Source organism: Terrabacter sp. FW104-15G4B, from assembly GCF_058790095.1.
Map to the genome: position 1 here is coordinate 97,358 of NZ_JBYTCI010000003.1, position 16,905 is coordinate 114,262.

13 protein-coding genes are annotated in these 16,905 nt (G+C 71.2%); 4 read left to right on the forward strand and 9 right to left on the reverse strand.

Translation table 11 applies throughout. From position 1 onward, the window contains the following. Positions 1 to 7 precede the first annotated feature (7 nt). Positions 8 to 523 carry a beta-class carbonic anhydrase gene (locus AC3WRT_RS03870; protein ID WP_492719333.1) on the forward strand — a complete coding sequence of 172 codons (516 nt, stop codon included), beginning with the start codon at positions 8 to 10 and terminating at the stop codon, positions 521 to 523. Here AC3WRT_RS03870 and AC3WRT_RS03875 read toward each other — a convergent pair. The 4 genes from AC3WRT_RS03875 to rplM all read right to left on the reverse strand — a co-directional run bounded on the left by AC3WRT_RS03875 (position 484) and on the right by rplM (position 4,322). Then, the gene (locus tag AC3WRT_RS03875; RefSeq protein WP_492719335.1) at positions 484 to 1,686 is read right to left on the reverse strand and encodes a low temperature requirement protein A; all 1,203 of its coding nucleotides are present in this window, start codon (positions 1,684 to 1,686) and stop codon (positions 484 to 486) included. The genes AC3WRT_RS03870 and AC3WRT_RS03875 overlap by 40 nt on opposite strands. Positions 1,687 to 1,780: 94 nt before the next feature. Continuing rightward, entirely contained in the window at positions 1,781 to 3,127 is a 1,347-nt protein-coding gene (glmM, locus tag AC3WRT_RS03880; RefSeq protein WP_492719338.1) for a phosphoglucosamine mutase, read from the reverse strand. A gap of 206 nt (positions 3,128 to 3,333) precedes the next feature. Next, the gene (gene rpsI / locus AC3WRT_RS03885; protein ID WP_492719340.1) at positions 3,334 to 3,843 is read right to left on the reverse strand and encodes a 30S ribosomal protein S9; all 510 of its coding nucleotides are present in this window, start codon (positions 3,841 to 3,843) and stop codon (positions 3,334 to 3,336) included. Between the two features lie 35 nt (positions 3,844 to 3,878). Next, positions 3,879 to 4,322 carry a 50S ribosomal protein L13 gene (gene rplM, locus AC3WRT_RS03890; protein WP_142181460.1) on the reverse strand — a complete coding sequence of 148 codons (444 nt, stop codon included), beginning with the start codon at positions 4,320 to 4,322 and terminating at the stop codon, positions 3,879 to 3,881. Positions 4,323 to 4,584: 262 nt separating this feature from the next. On the opposite strand from rplM, the gene AC3WRT_RS03895 reads away from it, so the two are divergent. Together AC3WRT_RS03895 and AC3WRT_RS03900 are read left to right on the forward strand one after the other, a co-directional pair. After that, positions 4,585 to 5,241 carry a winged helix-turn-helix domain-containing protein gene (locus AC3WRT_RS03895; RefSeq protein WP_492719343.1) on the forward strand — a complete coding sequence of 219 codons (657 nt, stop codon included), beginning with the start codon at positions 4,585 to 4,587 and terminating at the stop codon, positions 5,239 to 5,241. After that, positions 5,238 to 6,557 (forward strand): MFS transporter, encoded by a 1,320-nt coding sequence (locus AC3WRT_RS03900; protein ID WP_492719345.1) that lies wholly within the window; start codon positions 5,238 to 5,240, stop codon positions 6,555 to 6,557. The genes AC3WRT_RS03895 and AC3WRT_RS03900 overlap by 4 nt, the downstream gene beginning before the upstream one ends. Before the next feature lie 30 nt (positions 6,558 to 6,587). On the opposite strand, the gene AC3WRT_RS03905 is transcribed toward AC3WRT_RS03900, so the two are convergent. From AC3WRT_RS03905 to AC3WRT_RS03915, 3 genes are all read right to left on the reverse strand, one after another. Beyond that, positions 6,588 to 7,526, reverse strand: a complete 939-nt coding sequence (locus tag AC3WRT_RS03905) for an aldo/keto reductase (protein WP_492719347.1) — start codon at positions 7,524 to 7,526, stop codon at positions 6,588 to 6,590. Positions 7,527 to 7,650: 124 nt separating this feature from the next. Then, the gene (pulA, locus tag AC3WRT_RS03910; protein WP_492719349.1) at positions 7,651 to 13,443 is read right to left on the reverse strand and encodes a pullulanase-type alpha-1,6-glucosidase; all 5,793 of its coding nucleotides are present in this window, start codon (positions 13,441 to 13,443) and stop codon (positions 7,651 to 7,653) included. Between the two features lie 169 nt (positions 13,444 to 13,612). Beyond that, positions 13,613 to 14,698, reverse strand: a complete 1,086-nt coding sequence (locus AC3WRT_RS03915; protein ID WP_492719351.1) for a MerR family transcriptional regulator — start codon at positions 14,696 to 14,698, stop codon at positions 13,613 to 13,615. Positions 14,699 to 14,881: 183 nt separating this feature from the next. Here AC3WRT_RS03915 and AC3WRT_RS03920 point away from each other — a divergent pair, with 183 nt between their 5' ends. Then, positions 14,882 to 15,163 (forward strand): WhiB family transcriptional regulator, encoded by a 282-nt coding sequence (locus tag AC3WRT_RS03920; RefSeq protein WP_492719353.1) that lies wholly within the window; start codon positions 14,882 to 14,884, stop codon positions 15,161 to 15,163. Between the two features lie 46 nt (positions 15,164 to 15,209). On the opposite strand, the gene AC3WRT_RS03925 is transcribed toward AC3WRT_RS03920, so the two are convergent. Both AC3WRT_RS03925 and AC3WRT_RS03930 read right to left on the reverse strand, forming a co-directional pair. Beyond that, positions 15,210 to 15,749, reverse strand: a complete 540-nt coding sequence (locus AC3WRT_RS03925; protein ID WP_492719355.1) for a YbaK/EbsC family protein — start codon at positions 15,747 to 15,749, stop codon at positions 15,210 to 15,212. 77 nt (positions 15,750 to 15,826) lie between these two features. Continuing rightward, positions 15,827 to 16,876 (reverse strand): nitronate monooxygenase, encoded by a 1,050-nt coding sequence (locus tag AC3WRT_RS03930; protein WP_492719357.1) that lies wholly within the window; start codon positions 16,874 to 16,876, stop codon positions 15,827 to 15,829. Positions 16,877 to 16,905 lie beyond the last annotated feature (29 nt).

Here is a 16,905-nt window from a genome sequence, read left to right on the forward strand (position 1 = left end):
GAATGGAATGAGCGACAGCGCTTCTGCTGCCAAGGGATTCGACGACCTGCTTGCGGCCAACCGCTCCTGGGCGGAGAGCTTCACCCTGAGCGGCTTCGACGGCGTCGCGCATGCAGGGGTGGCCGTCGTGACGTGCATGGACTCACGCATCGACCCGCTGCGCATGCTCGGCCTGTCCCCCGGTGATGCCAAGATCTTCCGCAACCCCGGTGGGCGCGTCACCGACGCGGCCCTCGAGGCGCTCGTCCTCGGCACGCACCTGCTGAACGTCGAGCGGGTCCTCGTCGTGCCGCACACGCGCTGCGCGGTCGCCTCGAACTCCGAGGAGGAGCTGCGCGAGAAGGTGGGCGCGAGCGCCGGCAAGGATGCGTCGTGGATGAGCTTCGGAGTCATCGAGGACCAGGTGCGCACACTGCGCGCGGACGTCGCCAGGGTCCGCAGCCACCCGCTCATCGCGGAGGGCACCCTCGTGGGCGGCTTCGTCTACGACGTCGACTCGGGGCTGCTCCAGCCGGTGGACTGAGGCTCGGGCGTGCTCAGCACGTGCTGCGCGACGGCGGCAGCGAGGACCACGCCGGTCAGCAGAACGGTGAGGCCGATCGCCGGTGACACCGCCGCGACGACGAGCACGGCAATCCCGGCCGCGACGCCTGTGCGGACCTCGGCCGGGGGCGCGCCGACCATGGCGTGCATCGTGGTGACCCACCACAGGTAGACCGCGACCGCGCCTGCGAGCGCGAGCCCGACGACCCGGGCCGACGTCTGCGCCTCGCCCTGCACCAGGTCGACCGCGGCCGCCAGGGCCGCTCCCGTCGCTGCCACGGACGCAAAGACCAGGTAGTGCCCGTAGCCGGTCACGAACGTGGCACGGATGCTCCGCTCGAACAGGCTCGCGTGCTCGCGCTTGAAGTAGAGCCACCACATCGAGAAGACGATGAGCAGACCGCCGAGGACGAGCGAGACCAGGCCGGCCTCCGCTCCCCGCTCCAGGGCTCCCTGGACGGCCTGCACCGAGGCGAGGATGACCTCGCCCAGCACGATGAGCGTCAGCAGCGCGTACCGCTCGGCGATGTGGTGCGGGTGGAAGGGCGTGATCCCGCGGCGCTCGGCCACGATCGGCACGAGCAGCTCGAGGATGACGAGTCCGAAGAAGGACACGAGCAGCACCGCGTGCCCCTGGAGCGCGAGCCGGCCGATCCACAGCACCTGCACGAGCGAGATGCCCACGGCATACGCGAGCGCCGTCGGGCGGCCGTCGGGATGGCTCGCCGCCGCCCGCAGCCACATGGCGACCATGGCGAAGCGCATGAGCGCGTAGCCGCCGACGACCAGCACCGACTGACCAGAACCGAACAGCTCCGGGATGCCCGCGGCCAGCAGCAGCGAGCCCGCCATGATGGCGAAGGTGAGCAGGCGGTAGCCCACGTCGTCGCAGTCGTACGACGACGCGAACCACGTGTAGTTCATCCAGGCCCACCAGATGGCGAAGAAGACCATCACGAAGTTGAGCAGGTCGCCGAGGTGGCCCTCGGCCAGGCCGTGGTGCCACTGCGCCGCCGCGGCGGCGATCGCGACGACGAAGACCAGGTCGAAGAAGAGCTCGAGCGGGGTCGCGACGCGGTGCGGCTCGTGGGGGTCGCGCGGCCGCATGCGCCGTGACAGGGGCACGAGGGATGCGTGGCTCACGACCGGAAGTCTGCCAGCCGTTCGCGCCCACCGACAGGATGCCTGGACAGGCAGGCCGCGAAACGGACGGACAGGCGTATGCCGTCCGGTGGGCTCAGAGGGCCAGCTCGGACTGCACGATCCCGACGAGGCGGTCGGCCAGGGTGCGGGCCTGCGCGCCGTCGGCGGCCTCGACCATGACGCGCACGACCGGCTCGGTGCCGGACTTGCGCAGCAGGACCCGGCCGGTGTCACCCAGCTCCCCCTCGGCGGCGCGTACGGCGTCAGCCACGGCCGTGTTGGCCTCGAGGGCGGACTTGTCGACGCCCTTGACGTTGACGAGCACCTGCGGGAAGTGCGTCATGATGCCCGCGAGGTCGGCGAGGGGGCGGCCGGTGGCGGCGACCCGGGAAGCGAGCATGAGCCCCGTCAGCGTGCCGTCGCCCGTGGTGCCGTGGTCGAGCATCACGACATGGCCGGACTGCTCACCACCGAGGGAGTAGCCGCCGTTCTTCATGCCCTCGAGGACGTACCGGTCGCCGACCGCTGTCTGCAGGACCTTGATGCCGGCGCTGCCGAGCGCGTGGATCATGCCGAGGTTGGACATCACGGTGGCGACGACGGTGTCGCCCCGCAGGGCGCCCTGCTCCTTGAGGGACACGGCGAGGATCGCCATGATCTGGTCGCCGTCCACGTCCTGCCCGCTCGCGTCGACGGCGAGGCAGCGGTCGGCGTCACCGTCGAGCGCGATGCCGAAGTCGGCGCCGGCCGCCAGCACGGCCTGCTTGAGGGGCTCGAGGTGCGTCGAGCCGTAGCCGTCATTGATGTTGAGCCCGTCGGGCTCCCCGCCGATCAGGGTGACCTCGGCGCCGGCCTCACGGAAGGCACGGGGTGCGACCTCCGACGCGGCACCGTGGGCCGCGTCGATGACGACGTGCAGGCCCTCCAGCCGGTGCGGCAGCACAGAGAGCAGATGGGCGACGTAGCGGTCTGCGCCGTCGGCCAACGGCATGATGCGGCCGACGTCGCCGCCGGTGGGGCGCTGCCAGTCGTCGCGCAGACGGGCCTCGATGCGGTCCTCGAGGTCGTCGGCGAGCTTGTGGCCCCCACGGGCGAAGAACTTGATGCCGTTGTCCGGCATGGGGTTGTGCGAGGCGGAGAGCATCGCGCCGAGGTCGGCGTCCTGCTCGCCGACGAGGTAGGCGATGGCCGGCGTGGGCAGCACGCCGGCGTCGCGCACGTCGATGCCGGCCGAGGCGAGGCCGGCCACCGTCGCAGCGGCGAGGAACTCCCCCGACGCCCGCGGGTCGCGACCGACCACCGCGACCGGGCGGTGGCCGTTGAAGGCACCCACCTCCGCGAGGACGTGCGCCGCGGCGACGGAGAGGTCGAGCGCGAGCTCGGCGGTGATGTCCTGGTTCGCCACACCACGGACGCCGTCCGTGCCGAAGAGTCGAGCCACGTTGGTGTGCCTTCCGGTGGGGTGGCCCGAGAGGGCCGGGTGATCTGCTGGGCTGACGATACCGCCAGCACCAGGACGAGCCATCCGTGCGGGCTGCGACGGCACGAAACCGACGAACCCGGCGGGACGGCATACGCCATCGGGGAACGGCGAAGGCCCCCGAGAGGTGCTCGGGGGCCTTCGCGGGTCCAGCTGGGGCAGCCCGGTCAGCGCTTGCTGTACTGGGGAGCCTTGCGGGCCTTCTTGAGACCAGCCTTCTTGCGCTCCGGGACGCGGGGGTCACGCGTCAGGAAGCCGGCCTTCTTCAGGGCGGGACGGTTCAGCTCCTCGTCCACGCCGTTGAGCGAGCGGGCCACGCCGAGGCGCACTGCGCCGGCCTGGCCGGAGGGGCCACCACCGTGCACGCGGACGAGCACGTCGTAGGAGCCGTCGAGCTCGAGCAGCGTCAGGGGCTCCTTGACGATCTGCTGGTGCACCTTGTTGGGGAAGTACGCGTCGAGCGTGCGGCCGTTGATCTTCCACTCGCCGGTGCCGGGGACGATGCGCACGCGGGCGATGGCCTGCTTGCGGCGGCCGGTGGCAGCGCCGGGGGTCGAGACCTGGCGGGAGCGGCGGGGCTCGCCGAGGGCGGAGTCGGACGCCGAGGACTCGCTGGTGTACTCGGTCAGCTCGGGCTCGTCGGTGTCGAGGACGTCCTCGTTCACGATGTCAGTCACGTGTCTTGTCGCTTTCTACGCAGCAGCCGCGAGGCTTACTGCGCAACCTGGGTGATCTCGAAGGGGACGGGCTGCTGGGCCGCGTGCGGGTGCTCGGCACCGCGGTAGACCTTGAGCTTGGAGAGCTGCTGGCGGGCCAGCGAGTTCTTCGGAAGCATGCCGCGGATGGCCTTCTCGACGGCCTTCTCGGGGCTCTTGGCGAGCAGCTCGGTGTAGGACGTCGAACGCAGACCGCCCGGGAAGCCGGAGTGGCGGTAGGCCTTCTTCTGCTCGAGCTTGGCGCCGGTGAGGGCGACCTTGTCGGCGTTGACGATGATGACGAAGTCACCGGTGTCGACGTGCGGCGCGAACTGCGGCTTGTGCTTGCCCCGGAGCAGCACAGCGGCCTGGCTCGCGAGACGGCCGAGCACGACGTCGGTCGCGTCGATGACGTGCCACGTGCGAGTGACCTCGCCGGGCTTCGGGGTGTACGTGCGCAATGGAGTCTGCCTTCGCTTGAAATGGTGGAGCAGTGTGAATGCCGCTGGGCTCGGTCCGCGTCGCCCGCTCGCTCCGCTGGGGATGAGCTGGGTTCGCCTGACGGCCCGGTGCACAACTTCATCCATGGTACGGGCTCAGAGCGCGCCGCCCAAATCCCCCCGACCACCCACCAAAACAGGCGTTGACCTGCGGTGACGTCGATGATGACCGTGCGTGCACACTTCTTGTGCACACGGACTGTGCACAGCTATTGTGCACACTATGGCTGCATCAGACCCCAGGAAGAGCTCCCCATCGGCCTCCGCGACGCCCACCACCCCCACCGAGGACGACAACGTCTGGCTCACGCCCGAGAGCCTGCGCGTGCTCGCCCACCCCCTGCGCTCGCGGCTGCTCGGCGCCCTGCGGCGCGGCGGGCCTGCGACGGCCACTGACCTCGCGGCTGCGCTGGGCACGAACTCCGGCGCCACGAGCTACCACCTGCGCAGGCTCGAGTCGGTCGGGCTCGTCCACGACACCGAGGAGGGCGAGGGCAAGCGCCGCTTGTGGCGGGCGAGCTCGGAGTACCACTCGTGGCACCCGAGCGACTTCGAGGGCGACGAGGACTCGGAGACCGCCCTGAACTGGCTGACCCGCGACTACGCCCGCCACTTCAGCGAGCAGTACGACAAGTGGCTCGACGTCTCGACCACCTGGCCCACCGCGTGGCAGGACGCGTGCGGCTCGACCGACGCCTCCGTGCTCGTCACCGCCGAGTCGCTCGAGGCGATGCGCGAGGAGATGTGGGACCTCATCGAGCGCTACCGCCGTGTGGGCCAGGGCAACCCGCAGGCCCGCCGCATCGCGGTCTACGCCTTCGCCTATCCGCTCGACCTGGACCGCCCGCCGACCGACACCTCCCACGGGTCGACACGATGAACCGCCCGCAGTCGCATGCCGTCCTGTCCCCCGCCGCCGCCCGCCGCGTCTTCCTCGCGCTGACATTCACCCGCTGGTTCCCGGTGGGCCTGGTCGTCGGCCTGCTGACACTGTGGCAGCTCGAGCGTGGCCTGTCGGTCGCCCAGGCGATGACCATCTCCTCGGCCACCGGGCTGACGATCTTCGTGCTGGAGCTGCCGACGAGCGGCTTCGCCGACGCGTTCGGGCGCCGGCCCGTCTTCGTCGTCTCGGCCGTCGTCAACGTCGTCGCGAGCAGCATCTTGCTCGTCGCGCACTCCTTCTGGGCGTTCCTGCTCGCCGCGGTGCTGACGGGGATCTTCCGTGCCCTCGACTCGGGGCCGCTCGAGGCGTGGTTCGTCGACACGGTGCATACGACAGCGCCGGGCGCCGACGTGGATGGCGCGCTGGCCGCCCAAGGGACCGTGCTCGGCGTCGGCATCGCCACCGGGGCCGTGATCTCCGGCGGCCTCGTGTGGTGGCACCCCTTCACCGGCGCCTCCGCGCTCGTGCTGCCGGTCGCCGTCTTCGTCACGCTCAACGTCGTGCACCTCGTCGCGGTGCTCGTGCTGCTGCGGGAGCCACGCTCTGCCGAGCACCTCGACACCACGGGCGCCCAGCGCGCCCTGGCCTCGGCAAAGGGCTCCCCCGTCGTGATCCTTGAGGGCCTGGGCATGCTGCGCGCCAACGCCGTCCTGCGCGGCATCATCGCCGTCGAGCTCTTCTGGTCGGTCGCGATGATCGTCTTCGAGACGTTTCAACCCATCCGACTCGCCGAGCTGGCGGGCGGCGAGGAGCGCGCCGGCGCCATCATGGGGCCCGTCGCCGCGGCGGGCTGGGCGGTCTTCGCCGTCGGCGCCGCGCTGGGCGGGTGGTCGAGCCGGCGTATCGGTGTGGCCCGGACCGCGGTTCTCGCGCGCATCCTCAACGGGGTCGGTGCGGTCGTCATGGGACTGGTCGCGGGGCCCGCCGCGCTCGTCGCGGCCTACGGCGTCACGTACCTGCTGCACGGGTCGGCCGGTCCGATGCACTCGGCCCTGCTGCACCGCGAGGCGAGGGCGCACAACCGTGCCACGGTGCTGTCGATGAACTCCATGGTCGCCTCGGTCGCCTTCGGCGTCGCCGCTCCCCTGCTCGGCCTGCTGGCCGAGCGCACGTCGACCCAGGTCGCCATGGTCACGGCGGGTGCCTTCAGCATCGCCGGTGCGTGGTTCTACCGCGGGGCCCGGCGCGCCGAGAAGCGTTACGCCACCACTCGCGCGGTCACCCCTGCAGTGGTCCCACCCGTGGCGAGGTGACCGTGCGAGACTCGGTCGGCGTGCTGGGGGTCAGGGCTGCTGGGTGATCTCGTCCAGGGCGGCGAGGTCCGAGATGCTCGGCTGCCAGGAGCCGGCGCGCACGTTGTCGAGCACCTGCTCCGGCGTCGTGGCTCCAGCGATCACCGAGGCCACCGCCGGCTGCGCCGCGAGCCCGCCGATGGCCACGTCGATGGGCCGCAGACCGCGCTCGGCGGCATACCCCTCGAGGCTCTCGATGGTGTCCCAGTCCGCGGCGTCGAGCCGCTCGCTCATCGACGCGAGGCGCGAGCCCTCGGGTGCCGCCTGGCCACGACGGTACTTGCCGGTCAGCAGCCCGGAGGCGAGCGGGAAGAAGGGCAGCAGACCGACCCCGACATGCTCGCAGGCGGGCACGAGCTCGTCCTCGACATCACGCTCGAGCAGGGAGTACTCGTTCTGCGCCGAGACGAAGCGCTCGGTGCCGGCGCGGCGCGCGGTCCAGTCGGCGTCGACGACCTGCCAGCCGGTGAGGTTGCTGCTGCCGATGTAGCGCACCTTCCCCTCCCGCACGAGCTCGTCGAGCGCCGCCAGCGTCTCCCCGATCGGGGTGTGCGGGTCGGGTCGGTGCAGCTGGTAGAGGTCGATCCAGTCGGTGCCGAGCCGCCGCAGGCTCGCCTCGACGGCGGTGCGGATGTAGCGCCGGGAGCCGCGCACGCCCCAGTCCGGTCCGTTGGCGCCTCGCATGTCCATGCCGAACTTCGTTGCCACCACGACGTTCTCGCGCTGCCTGCCCAGAGCCGCCCCGAGCAGCTCCTCGCTGGCGCCCAAGCCGTAGATGTCAGCCGTGTCGAAGAGCGTGACGCCGGCATCGATCGCCGCACCGACGACGGCCGTCGTGCCCTCCTGGTCGAGGCGTCGCCCGAAGTTGTTGCAGCCCAGGCCGACCGTGGAGACGGTCAGGCCGCTGTCGCCGAGCTGTCGGTAGGTCATGTCAGGAGTCACAGTCACCCGTCCAACCTATGCCGGGGTCGTCCGCGCCGGCAGACCGCCACCTCACGGCGAAGGCCGGTCCCCGCACGAGGCGGGGACCGGCCTTCAGGTCAGGCGACCAGGCTCAGTTCGGCTGGACGAAGACAGCGACCGTACGCGCCGGCACCGAGAACGTGCTGCTTCCCGGGTCGTATGCCGCCTGCTTGACGACGCTGTCGGCGCCGCCCGCCTGCACCGGGCTCAGCGCAACCTGGCCCGTCAGCCCCGCCACCTTCTGCGAGACAACGTTCGGCGTCGCGTTGAGGACGACGACCGCGCCGCGCAGTGCCGGGTCCACGTCGGCGCCCTTCGTGTCGTCGATGCGCATCACGATGACGCCCTGCTTCGCGTCCGCCGTGCCGGACACCGGGAAGGTGACCTTGGCGTTGATGGCATCGGCGTTGCCGAGACGGAACAGCTTGGTGCTGAGGCGAAGTCGCAGCAGGTCCTGCGCCATGGCGTCGGCACTGCGCACGTCCGCCGCCGTCGGCTTCAGGGCCGCGTTGCCGAGCAGCGGCTTCATGTACGGCCACTTCGCCGAGTTCTGCTCCTGCGGGGGCAGGCCGTGACCGAAGCCGTTGTCAGCGCCGGTCCAGTCAAGACGGTTGAACCAGTCGCCGCTGTCGTAGGAGTCGCGGTTGAGCGACTTGCTGCGCAGCAGGTCGGCACCTGCGTGCCAGAACGACGGCGTCTGCGCGAGGGCGGTCGTCGCCAGGGACAGGGTGTTCATGCGCACCCGGTCCTGCATCGAGGTGGCGACCGGCAGCTTGTACGTCAGCGAGTCGAAGAGCGTCTCGTTGTCGTGCGCGTCGACGTAGCTGACGACCTCGTCCGGCTGGTCGGCGTAGCCCGCCGGCGAACCGTTGTAGTCCACCTGCGTGCCGTTGACGACGGCTCCGCTCTTCTGGCTGCGGAACGTGAACGACTTGAGGTTTCCGGCGAGGCCCAGCTCGACGAGATCGGTGTCGCTGCCCAGGCGGCTTGCGGCGTCGGTGTTCACGGCCGCCCCGTTGGGGTCGGTCGCCTCACCGGAGCCGAAGCCCTGGCGGCGCGGGTCCTCGTCGAAGGGGCCACCGCCGCGTACGGCGTCACGTAGCCGGTCGGAGAAGGTGCCGATGCCGGTTCCGCCCAGCTGGCCCTGCGTCGCCTGCACGAACAGCTTGTTGTTCGCCACCTCGCCGAAGTTCCAGCCCTCGCCGTAGAGGTACATGGACTTGCCGTCGACGCCGTCCTTCTGCAGAGTCAGGGCGTCGAGAGCGGCACGCACGGCGAGCATGTTGGCCCGGCTGGCGTGACCCATGAGGTCGAAGCGGAAGCCGTCCACGTGGTAGTTGCGCGCCCACGACACGACCGAGTCGACCATGAGCTTCTCGCCCATCGCGTGCTCGGTGGCGACGTTCTGGCAGCAGGTCGAGGTCTCGACCGCGCCGCTCGCGTTGAGGCGGTGGTAGTAGCCGGGCACGATCTTGTCGAGCACGGACTTCTCGCCCTGACCCGACTGGGTCGTGTGGTTGAAGACCTGGTCGAGTACGACGCGCAGGCCGTCCTGGTGGATGGCGCCGACCATCGTGCGGAACTCGGCGACACGTGCTCCTCCGTCAGCAGCCTTGGCGCTGGAGGCGTACGAACCGTCGGGCACGCTGTAGTGGTACGGGTCGTAGCCCCAGTTGAAGGCGTCCTTGGACGCGACGGCACCCACGCACTTCTGCTGCTCCTCGCTGTCGGGCGCGTAGGAGGCAAGGTCGCACTTGGGCGTCTCCTGCTTGGCCGGGTCCTCCTCGATCGAGGCGATGTCGAAGCTCGGCAGCAGGTGCACCGTGTTGAGCCCCGCCTTGGCCAGTGCCTTGAGGTGGGCGCGACCGTCACCGTCGGCGGCGAAGGCGAGGTAGCTGCCCCGCTGGGCGGCCGGGACCTTCGCGTCGGAGACGGAGTAGTCGCGGATGTGCAGCTCGTAGATCGTCGAGTCGACGTCCTGGGCCAGCTTCGGCGACGGGGTCGAGCGCCACGTCGACGGCATGAACGCAGGGTCGCGCAGGTCGACCGCGACCGACCGGGTCGAGTTCAGGGTCAGGGCCACCGAGCTCGGGTCGGTGACGACGTTGGTCTCCACCTTGCCGGTCGTCGGCGCCCACACCGTCACCTCGTAGAGGTAGCGGGCGTTGCGGGCCGAGGACGCGAGCGAGGCGGTCCAGGCTCCCGATCCGTCCCGCGTCATCGCCGTACGGCGAGCGGTGTCGACCGGCTGGTCGGCGCTGCCCGCCGGCCACGTCAGCAGGGTCACCTGCTGGGCCGTGGGAGCCCACAGCGAGAAGCCGACCCGGCCCGAGCCGGAGAAGGTGACGCCGTAGGAGCCGTTGCGGGCCGAGGCGGCATACAGCGCGTCGAGCGCGATCGCCGTCTGGGCGCCCGTCGCGTCGAGGAGCGAGCCGCTCGAGTCGTACATCGCCACGGCGACCTGGCCTTTGAGGATCTCGGGCATCGCGCGCGCCGTCGCCTTGCCCAGACGCAGCGCGACATAGCCGGTCAGCTCGGGGTGGGCAGCCAGGAGCGAGGCCGGGAGGCCCGCAGGGTCACGGGTGAGGGTCGCGACGGAGCCTCCCGTGAGGGCCTCCGCGTCGACGGCGAGGTCGCCGGTGGCCGACCAGTGCAGGCGCCAGCCCAGCGTCGCGGGGTCGGTGCCCGCAGGCAGGGCGGACGACGGCCACGCCACGAGGTCGGGTCCGACGACGTAGGCCTTTGACTTGCCCAGGTCCGGCGCCGCGCCGGCCTTGGAGGTCTTGACGGTGATCGCGTGGGTGGACAGGACGTACGTGATGGTCGTCAGCACGCCGTCTGAGGGCACCGAGAAGGCGACGTTGGCACCGCCCGCGGCGCCACCGGCACCGTAGTTCTCGTCCCAGCCGAGCCCGTGCGCGATCTTGAACTCGTAGCTGCCGGCAGGGATCTGGTCGGTGGTGAAGACGTACGTACCGTCGCCGTCGGGGTCCTGCAGCCACGAGCGCATGCAGTCGGGCGCCCAGTCGCCGGGGCAGCCGAGCTTGCTCTGGAAGCTGCCGGGCGCCGTGATGATCGGGCCCTGGGCGTCACTCGTCACCCAGTGGGTGCGGTGGTCGTAGTAGAAGTTGACGGGCTTGCCGGCAGGCGCGGTGTAGGCGATGTTCCCGGCGCCCTTGACGCCGCCCACCCCGTAGTTCTCGTCCCACGACTTGTCGATCGCGGCCTTGTACTCGTAGTCGCCCGCCGGGATCGTGGCGAAGGAGCCCTTCCAGACGTCGTCCTTCGGGTCGAGGGCGAGCTGTGCCTGGGCGCAGTCCGGCTGCCAGTCGGCGGGGCAGCCCATCTCGGAGTTGTGGCTGCCGGGGACACTCACGTTGCCGGGCTGGGTGACCGGTCCGACACCGCCGCCTCCGCCGCCACCGCTCGACGCCGCCGCCTCACCGACGGTGCCGTAGGTGGAGGTGGCCGACACGTGGCCGGAGATGTCCTTGGCGACCATGCGGTACTCGACGAGCGTGCCCTTGGCGAGGCCGGACACGTCGTGGAAGACGCGGTACGGGGCGTTGTCGTCGGTGCCGATGGGGGTCCAGGCGGACGTCCCGACCGGGCGCTGGAGGAAGGTGACCTCGGCGTACGTGTTGCCGGGCAGGGCCGCGCCGATCTCGGCGCGACCACCGACGACGGCGCCTGCGCTGGGCGACGTCGGGTAGATCGCCGGAGCCGACTTCGGCTGCGTCATGGTGGAGTTGGCGCGGTAGACCGCGACGGACAGCGGCGGGACCGTCACCGTGACGCGTCCGTCGGAGGCAGCGCGCAGGTCGGACGTGGCGCCGAGCAGCGGCACGAGCTTCGAGCCGGCCGAGTAGGTCGAGAAGGAGGCCGTCTTGGCGGTCGTCGCGTTGTTGGCGACGACGACGTACTCGCGCTTGGCCGCCTTGTCGATGCGGCTGATCGCGTAGATGCCGGCCGCGTCCGAGGCGTAGCGGTGCACCTGGGCGCCGTCGGCGAGCGCCGGGTTGGCCGCGCGCAGGGCGGACAGGGCCTTGATCTGCCGGTACAGCGGGGCGTTGGTGTCGTAGTGCGCCGCGGTGCCCGCCGGCTTGTCGCTGCCGACGATGACGTCGTCCTGGTAGATCGGCGTCTGCGTGGCGAACATGTCCTGGCGGGCGCGTTTGTCGCCGAAGTCGCTCGTCGGGCCGGTGAAGCCCTGCTCGTCGCCGTAGTAGACGACCGGCTGGCCGCGGGTCAGGAACATCAGCGATGTCGCGAGCTGGTCGCGGGCCAGCAGGTCGCCGCCCTTGGCGCCGCCCGCGAGGAGCATCGCGCCGACGCGCCCCATGTCGTGGTTGCCGAGGAAGGTCGGCAGCTCGTAGGCGTTGGAGTCGGTGTCGGTGTAGTAGTCGTCGCCGGCGAAGAGGTCGCGGATGCCGGTTGTCGCCTTGCCCTGGGCGAAGCCGAGCGCGGCACCCTGGAAGCCGAAGTCGAGAGTGGCGGGCAGCTCGCCCTTCGTCGTGAACTGGCTGGTGTAGGCGGGGTTGCCGTCGTAGACCTCGCCGAACATGAAGAAGTTGTTCTTCCCGGTGGCCTTGGCGTGGTCGAGGATCGCCGGCGAGAAGGACTGCCAGAACTGCATGTTGACGTGCTTGACGGTGTCGATGCGGAAGCCGTCGACCCCGAAGTCGACCCAGGACTTGTAGACGTCCTCCATGCCGTGGACGACCTTGGGGTTCTCTGTGAAGAGGTCGTCGAGACCGGAGAAGTCGCCGTACGTGGCGGACTCACCGGCATACGTCGAGTCACCGCGGTTGTGGTAGAGCGTCGTGTCGTTGAGCCAGGCCGGGACCTTGATCTCCTTGTCGGCGTCGGCCACCTTCGGCACGTAGGGGAACGACGTCTTCGGGTCGAGGGCGGGGAACGCCGACGTGCCGGCGACGGCCGCGTCGTCGAAGACGGTGCCCTGGGCGTCCTTGTAGGGGCTCGTCGCCTTGCTGACGTAGGTGTACTTGTCGCCCTCGTAGGAGATGACGTCGGCGGTGTGGTTGGTGATGATGTCGAAGTAGACCTTCATCCCCTTCGCGTGGGCGGCGGAGATGAGCGCCTTCATGTCGGCGTTCGTGCCCAGGTGTGGGTCGATCTGCGTGAAGTCGGTGATCCAGTAGCCGTGGTAGCCGGCGCTCGCGTCGGACCCGCTGCCCTGCACTGCGCGGTTCTTGAACGACGGCGTCAGCCAGATCGCGGTGGTGCCCAGGCCCTTGATGTAGTCGAGCTTGGTCGTGACACCCTTGAGGTCGCCGCCGTGGTAGAAGCCCTCGTTGGCCGGGTCGAAGCCGGTCTGGAGCGGTCCTCCGGTCAGTCCGCCCTTGTCGTTGGCGGTGTCACCGTTGGCGAAGCGGTCGGCCATGACGAAGTAGAAGCGCTCCTTCGTCGCGAGCCGACGCAGCGACGGGGACGCCAGGCCGGCGTCGGCCTTCGTCGCCGGTCCCGGGAGGTCGGTGGGTGCGACGCCGACGGCGTGCGTCGTGTCGTCGTAGGTGAAGCGCAGCGTCGCCGGGCCGGCGAGCACGAGCGGCACGTTGCCGCTGCCCTGGCCGTAGCTCTCGTCCCAGCTGTGGTTGATCGCGACCTTGAGCTCGTAGCTGCCGGCCGGCACCCGGAGCTGGGCGGCATAGGTCGTCGTGCCCGGCTCGAGGATGAGGTCCGTCTTGGTGCAGTCGGTCTGCCAGTCGCCGCTGCACCCGAGCTCGTCCTGCATGGAGCCGACGAGCGTCGCGGTGCGCGGGGCGTCGGCCCGGGCGGCGGGCGCCCCTGTCAGCGGGAGGGCGAGCCCGGCGATGACGAGGGCCGAGATACTGGCGACGGACAGGGCCGGGCGACGGCGCATGCGCACTCCTTTGTGGGCTCGGTCGCTCGCGCCCGTGTCTGGACGCGCGACCAACGGGGAGAACCTAGCGCCCATATCGGACACCGCGCCAGACCCAGGACTGCAATTTCTTGCATCGGCGCTCAGGAAGTTGCGGGAATCTTGCTCAGCCCGTCAGCCCGTCAGCCCATCAGCGGGTCCGGACACCTCGGGGTGTCACCAGGGCTCGCACGGCGGCGCCGAAGTCCGTGACGCGGGTCAGCGCCACCGGCCCCTCGGGCACCGTGATGTCCCCGGGCCAGCCGGGACCGCCGACGACCACGTCGAGCGGCCAGTCGACGACGTCGAGGTCGCGCCACAGCGGCTCCGCGCCCGGCCGCGCCAGTGACGCCCAGAGGAAGACGGCGCGCGACCGCGACTCGCGCAGTGCGACGAGGAGCGCCTCGGACGGCACTCTAGGGCCCAGGAACAGGCTGGCCACCCCGTGGCGCGACAACTCGGCCTCGAGCGCCAGCAGCGGCAGGTGGTGCTGCTCGTCGTCGGCGCTGGCCAGCATCACGGGCGAGCCGGCGACGCGCAGCCGGTTGGCCCGTACCACGGCGCGCAGCTCGGACTGCAGCAGCTCGCTCGTCAGGTGCTCGGCCTGCACGCCGATCCGGCCCTCCTGCCACAGCTCTCCGACGCGCCGCAGGGCCGGGGCGAAGACCTCGACCCAGGCGCTGCCGACCTCCGAACGGCGCATGACCCGGCGGTAGAGCTGTGCCATGGTTCGCGTGTCGAGCGCCCGGGCCGCGGCCACGATCGACTCGACGACGTCAGCCGCGTCATCGTCGGCCGGCTCGTCGGCCCCTTCAGCGACGGTCGCGTGCGATGGCCCGGGGGCAGCGCCGGCGCCGGCGCCGGCGCCGCCGACGCCCCCGAGGCCCAGACCCCCGGCGCCCAGCCGGTCGGCGATGGAAGCGGAGTCCATGGCGAGAACCGTGTCCGCGGCACTCTGGGCCGGCACCCCCTGCGCCGTGAGGCGCGACATGAGCAGCACGCGACGGATGTCGAGCTCCGTGTAGCGCCGGTGGTTGCCCGCGGTGCGCAGGCTGGGCCCGATGCCGTGGCGCCGGTCCCATGAGCGCAACGTGGGCGCCGCGATACCGAGCCGCTCGGACACGGCGCCGACGGGCCAGCCCAGCTGGGGCACCTCATCTGGCACGTGCTCACCCGGCTCGGGGTCGGTGGGATCCGGCGGACGTGGTGCTGCCGCGGCTGCCGAATGCTGGTTCATGTCGATCATCGCCGTTCGGGGTCTGGCGTCCGGCTCGGGCGGAGCGGCCCGAGATTCCCGTCATGGGCCGCTCCAGCACCGATCGGACCGCGCCATCCTAAACTTATGCAGGGCTCTTGTGCAACGCATAAGTTTTGCGTAGGTTCGCATCGGATCGCTCGACCGGACCCCACGGAGGAAGCCATGACGATCACCCGCCTTCCGCGCCCCACCTACTCCTCGTACGCGTGGCAGGAGCAGGGTCGCTGCCGCACCAAGGCCGTCGAGCAGTTCTTCGCCGACGACCACGATCTCGACCAGCGCGAACGCCGCGAGCAGACCGAGGCGGCGCGCCTGGTCTGTGGCAGCTGTCCGGTGCAGCAGCAGTGCCTCGACCACGCGCTTCGGGTCCCCGAGACGTTCGGCATCTGGGGTGGCACCACTCCGACCGAGCGTGCACAGATGCTCTGGGACGTCGCCGGCTGACCGAGCCGGCAGCATCGCAAGGCCCGGTTCAGCGCCGTCAGCGCCGTCAGCCTGCTGGCGGCACGGCGAGGGCGATGACCTCGGCCGTGGGAAGGGCGGCGAGCGTGGCACCCTCGAGCAGCAGCTTGGCGCCGCGCACGCCGGCGCCGACGACGACCGGCCCGGCGGCCACGACCCGCTCGTCCACGAGCACCGGCCAGTCCGCCGGCAGCCCGACCGGGGTGATGCCGCCCTGCTGCATCCCGGTGAGCTCCTGGGCCCTCCCCTGGTCGGCGAACGAGATCTTGCGCGCCCCCAGGTGCTTGCGCACGACCCGGTTGATGTCGGCCCGGTCGGTCGCGAGCACCATCACCGCGGCAAGCGTCGTGTCCTCACCCCGCCGGGCCTCGACGACGACGCAGTTCGCCGACGCCTCCGGGGCCACGTCGTAGGCCTCGCAGAAGGCTGCCGTGTCGGCGAGGGTGGCGTCGATGGCGGCGACGCGTGCGTGGGGCACGAGCGCGAGAGCCGCCGTCACCGGGGGTGCGAGCAGGTCGGGTCGCTCGGAGGCGGGGACCCACGTGAGGTTTCCTTCGGCACTGGGCATGCGCCGAGCGTATGCCGCATGGCGTTGCTGACGGCATACGGGCTCGTCCCCGGACACGCGGCGCCCAGCGCTTCGCGTCAGGGGGCGAACTCGGCGACCACCGTCGCGGCCGGCACGGCACGCGCGGACCGCCATCCCGTGCCGGCCCACAGGGCCAGCAGGTCGGGCCGCTCGGCCCGCGCGGAGGCACGGCGCAGCGGCACCGTGACGTGGTGGACCTCCGGGTATGCCGCGGGCGCCGCGCCGTCGTGCCGGCGCAGGAAGTCGGTCTCGAGCCCTCGCGCGAGACGGCCGGAGTAGGCCCGGGTCAGGGCGGTGCGCTCGAACGCGGGGTTGCTCAGCGCCCGCCGGTAGGCCAGTCCCGTCCCCGCCTCGGGGGTGAGCAGCAGGGCGGTCCCGATCTGGACCGCGTCGGCGCCGGCGGCGCGCACCTGGGCCGCCCGTTCCCGGGTCGCGATGCCACCTGCGGCGACGAGCGGCAGGTCCGTCTGCGACCGGACCACGGCGACGAGGTCGAGCAGGTCGGCGACGGAGGGCTGCTTGACGGGATCGAGGGTGCCACGGTGCCCGCCGCCGTCCGGGCCCTGGAGGCACAGGCCGTCGACTCCGGCAGCGATCGCCACCGCCGCCTCGTCCGCATCGGTGACCGTGGCCACGGTCTCGATCCCGGCGCGGCGCAGCTCGCCGAGGACTGCCGCGCTCGGAAGACCGAAGGTGAACGACACCAGAGGAATCCGCTCACGTACGACGAGGTCCAGCTTGCGCTCCCAGTCGTCGTCGTCGCCGGGTCGCGGCTCCCCCGGCTCGGCCCCGACCGACCGCGCGTCGTCACCCAGCGCCTCGCGGTAGGCAGCCACCGCGGCCGCCCGCTCCGCGCCGGTCAGCTCGCCGTCGCTCACCGCATACGCGTTCGCCTGGGCCGGCACGAACAGGTTGACGCCGAAGGGCTTGGACGACGCGTCCCACACCTCCGCGATCGCCGTGGCGAGCTGGGGGGCCGTGAGGTAGCCGGCGGCGAGGAAGCCGAAGCCGCCGGCCTCCCCGACGGCGGCGACGAGCTCGGGGGTCGTTGGTCCACCGGCCATCGGGGCGGCCACGACGCCGGTGTCGAGGGAGCGCAGCAGCATGGCTCGACGCTACTCCGCCTCACCAACCC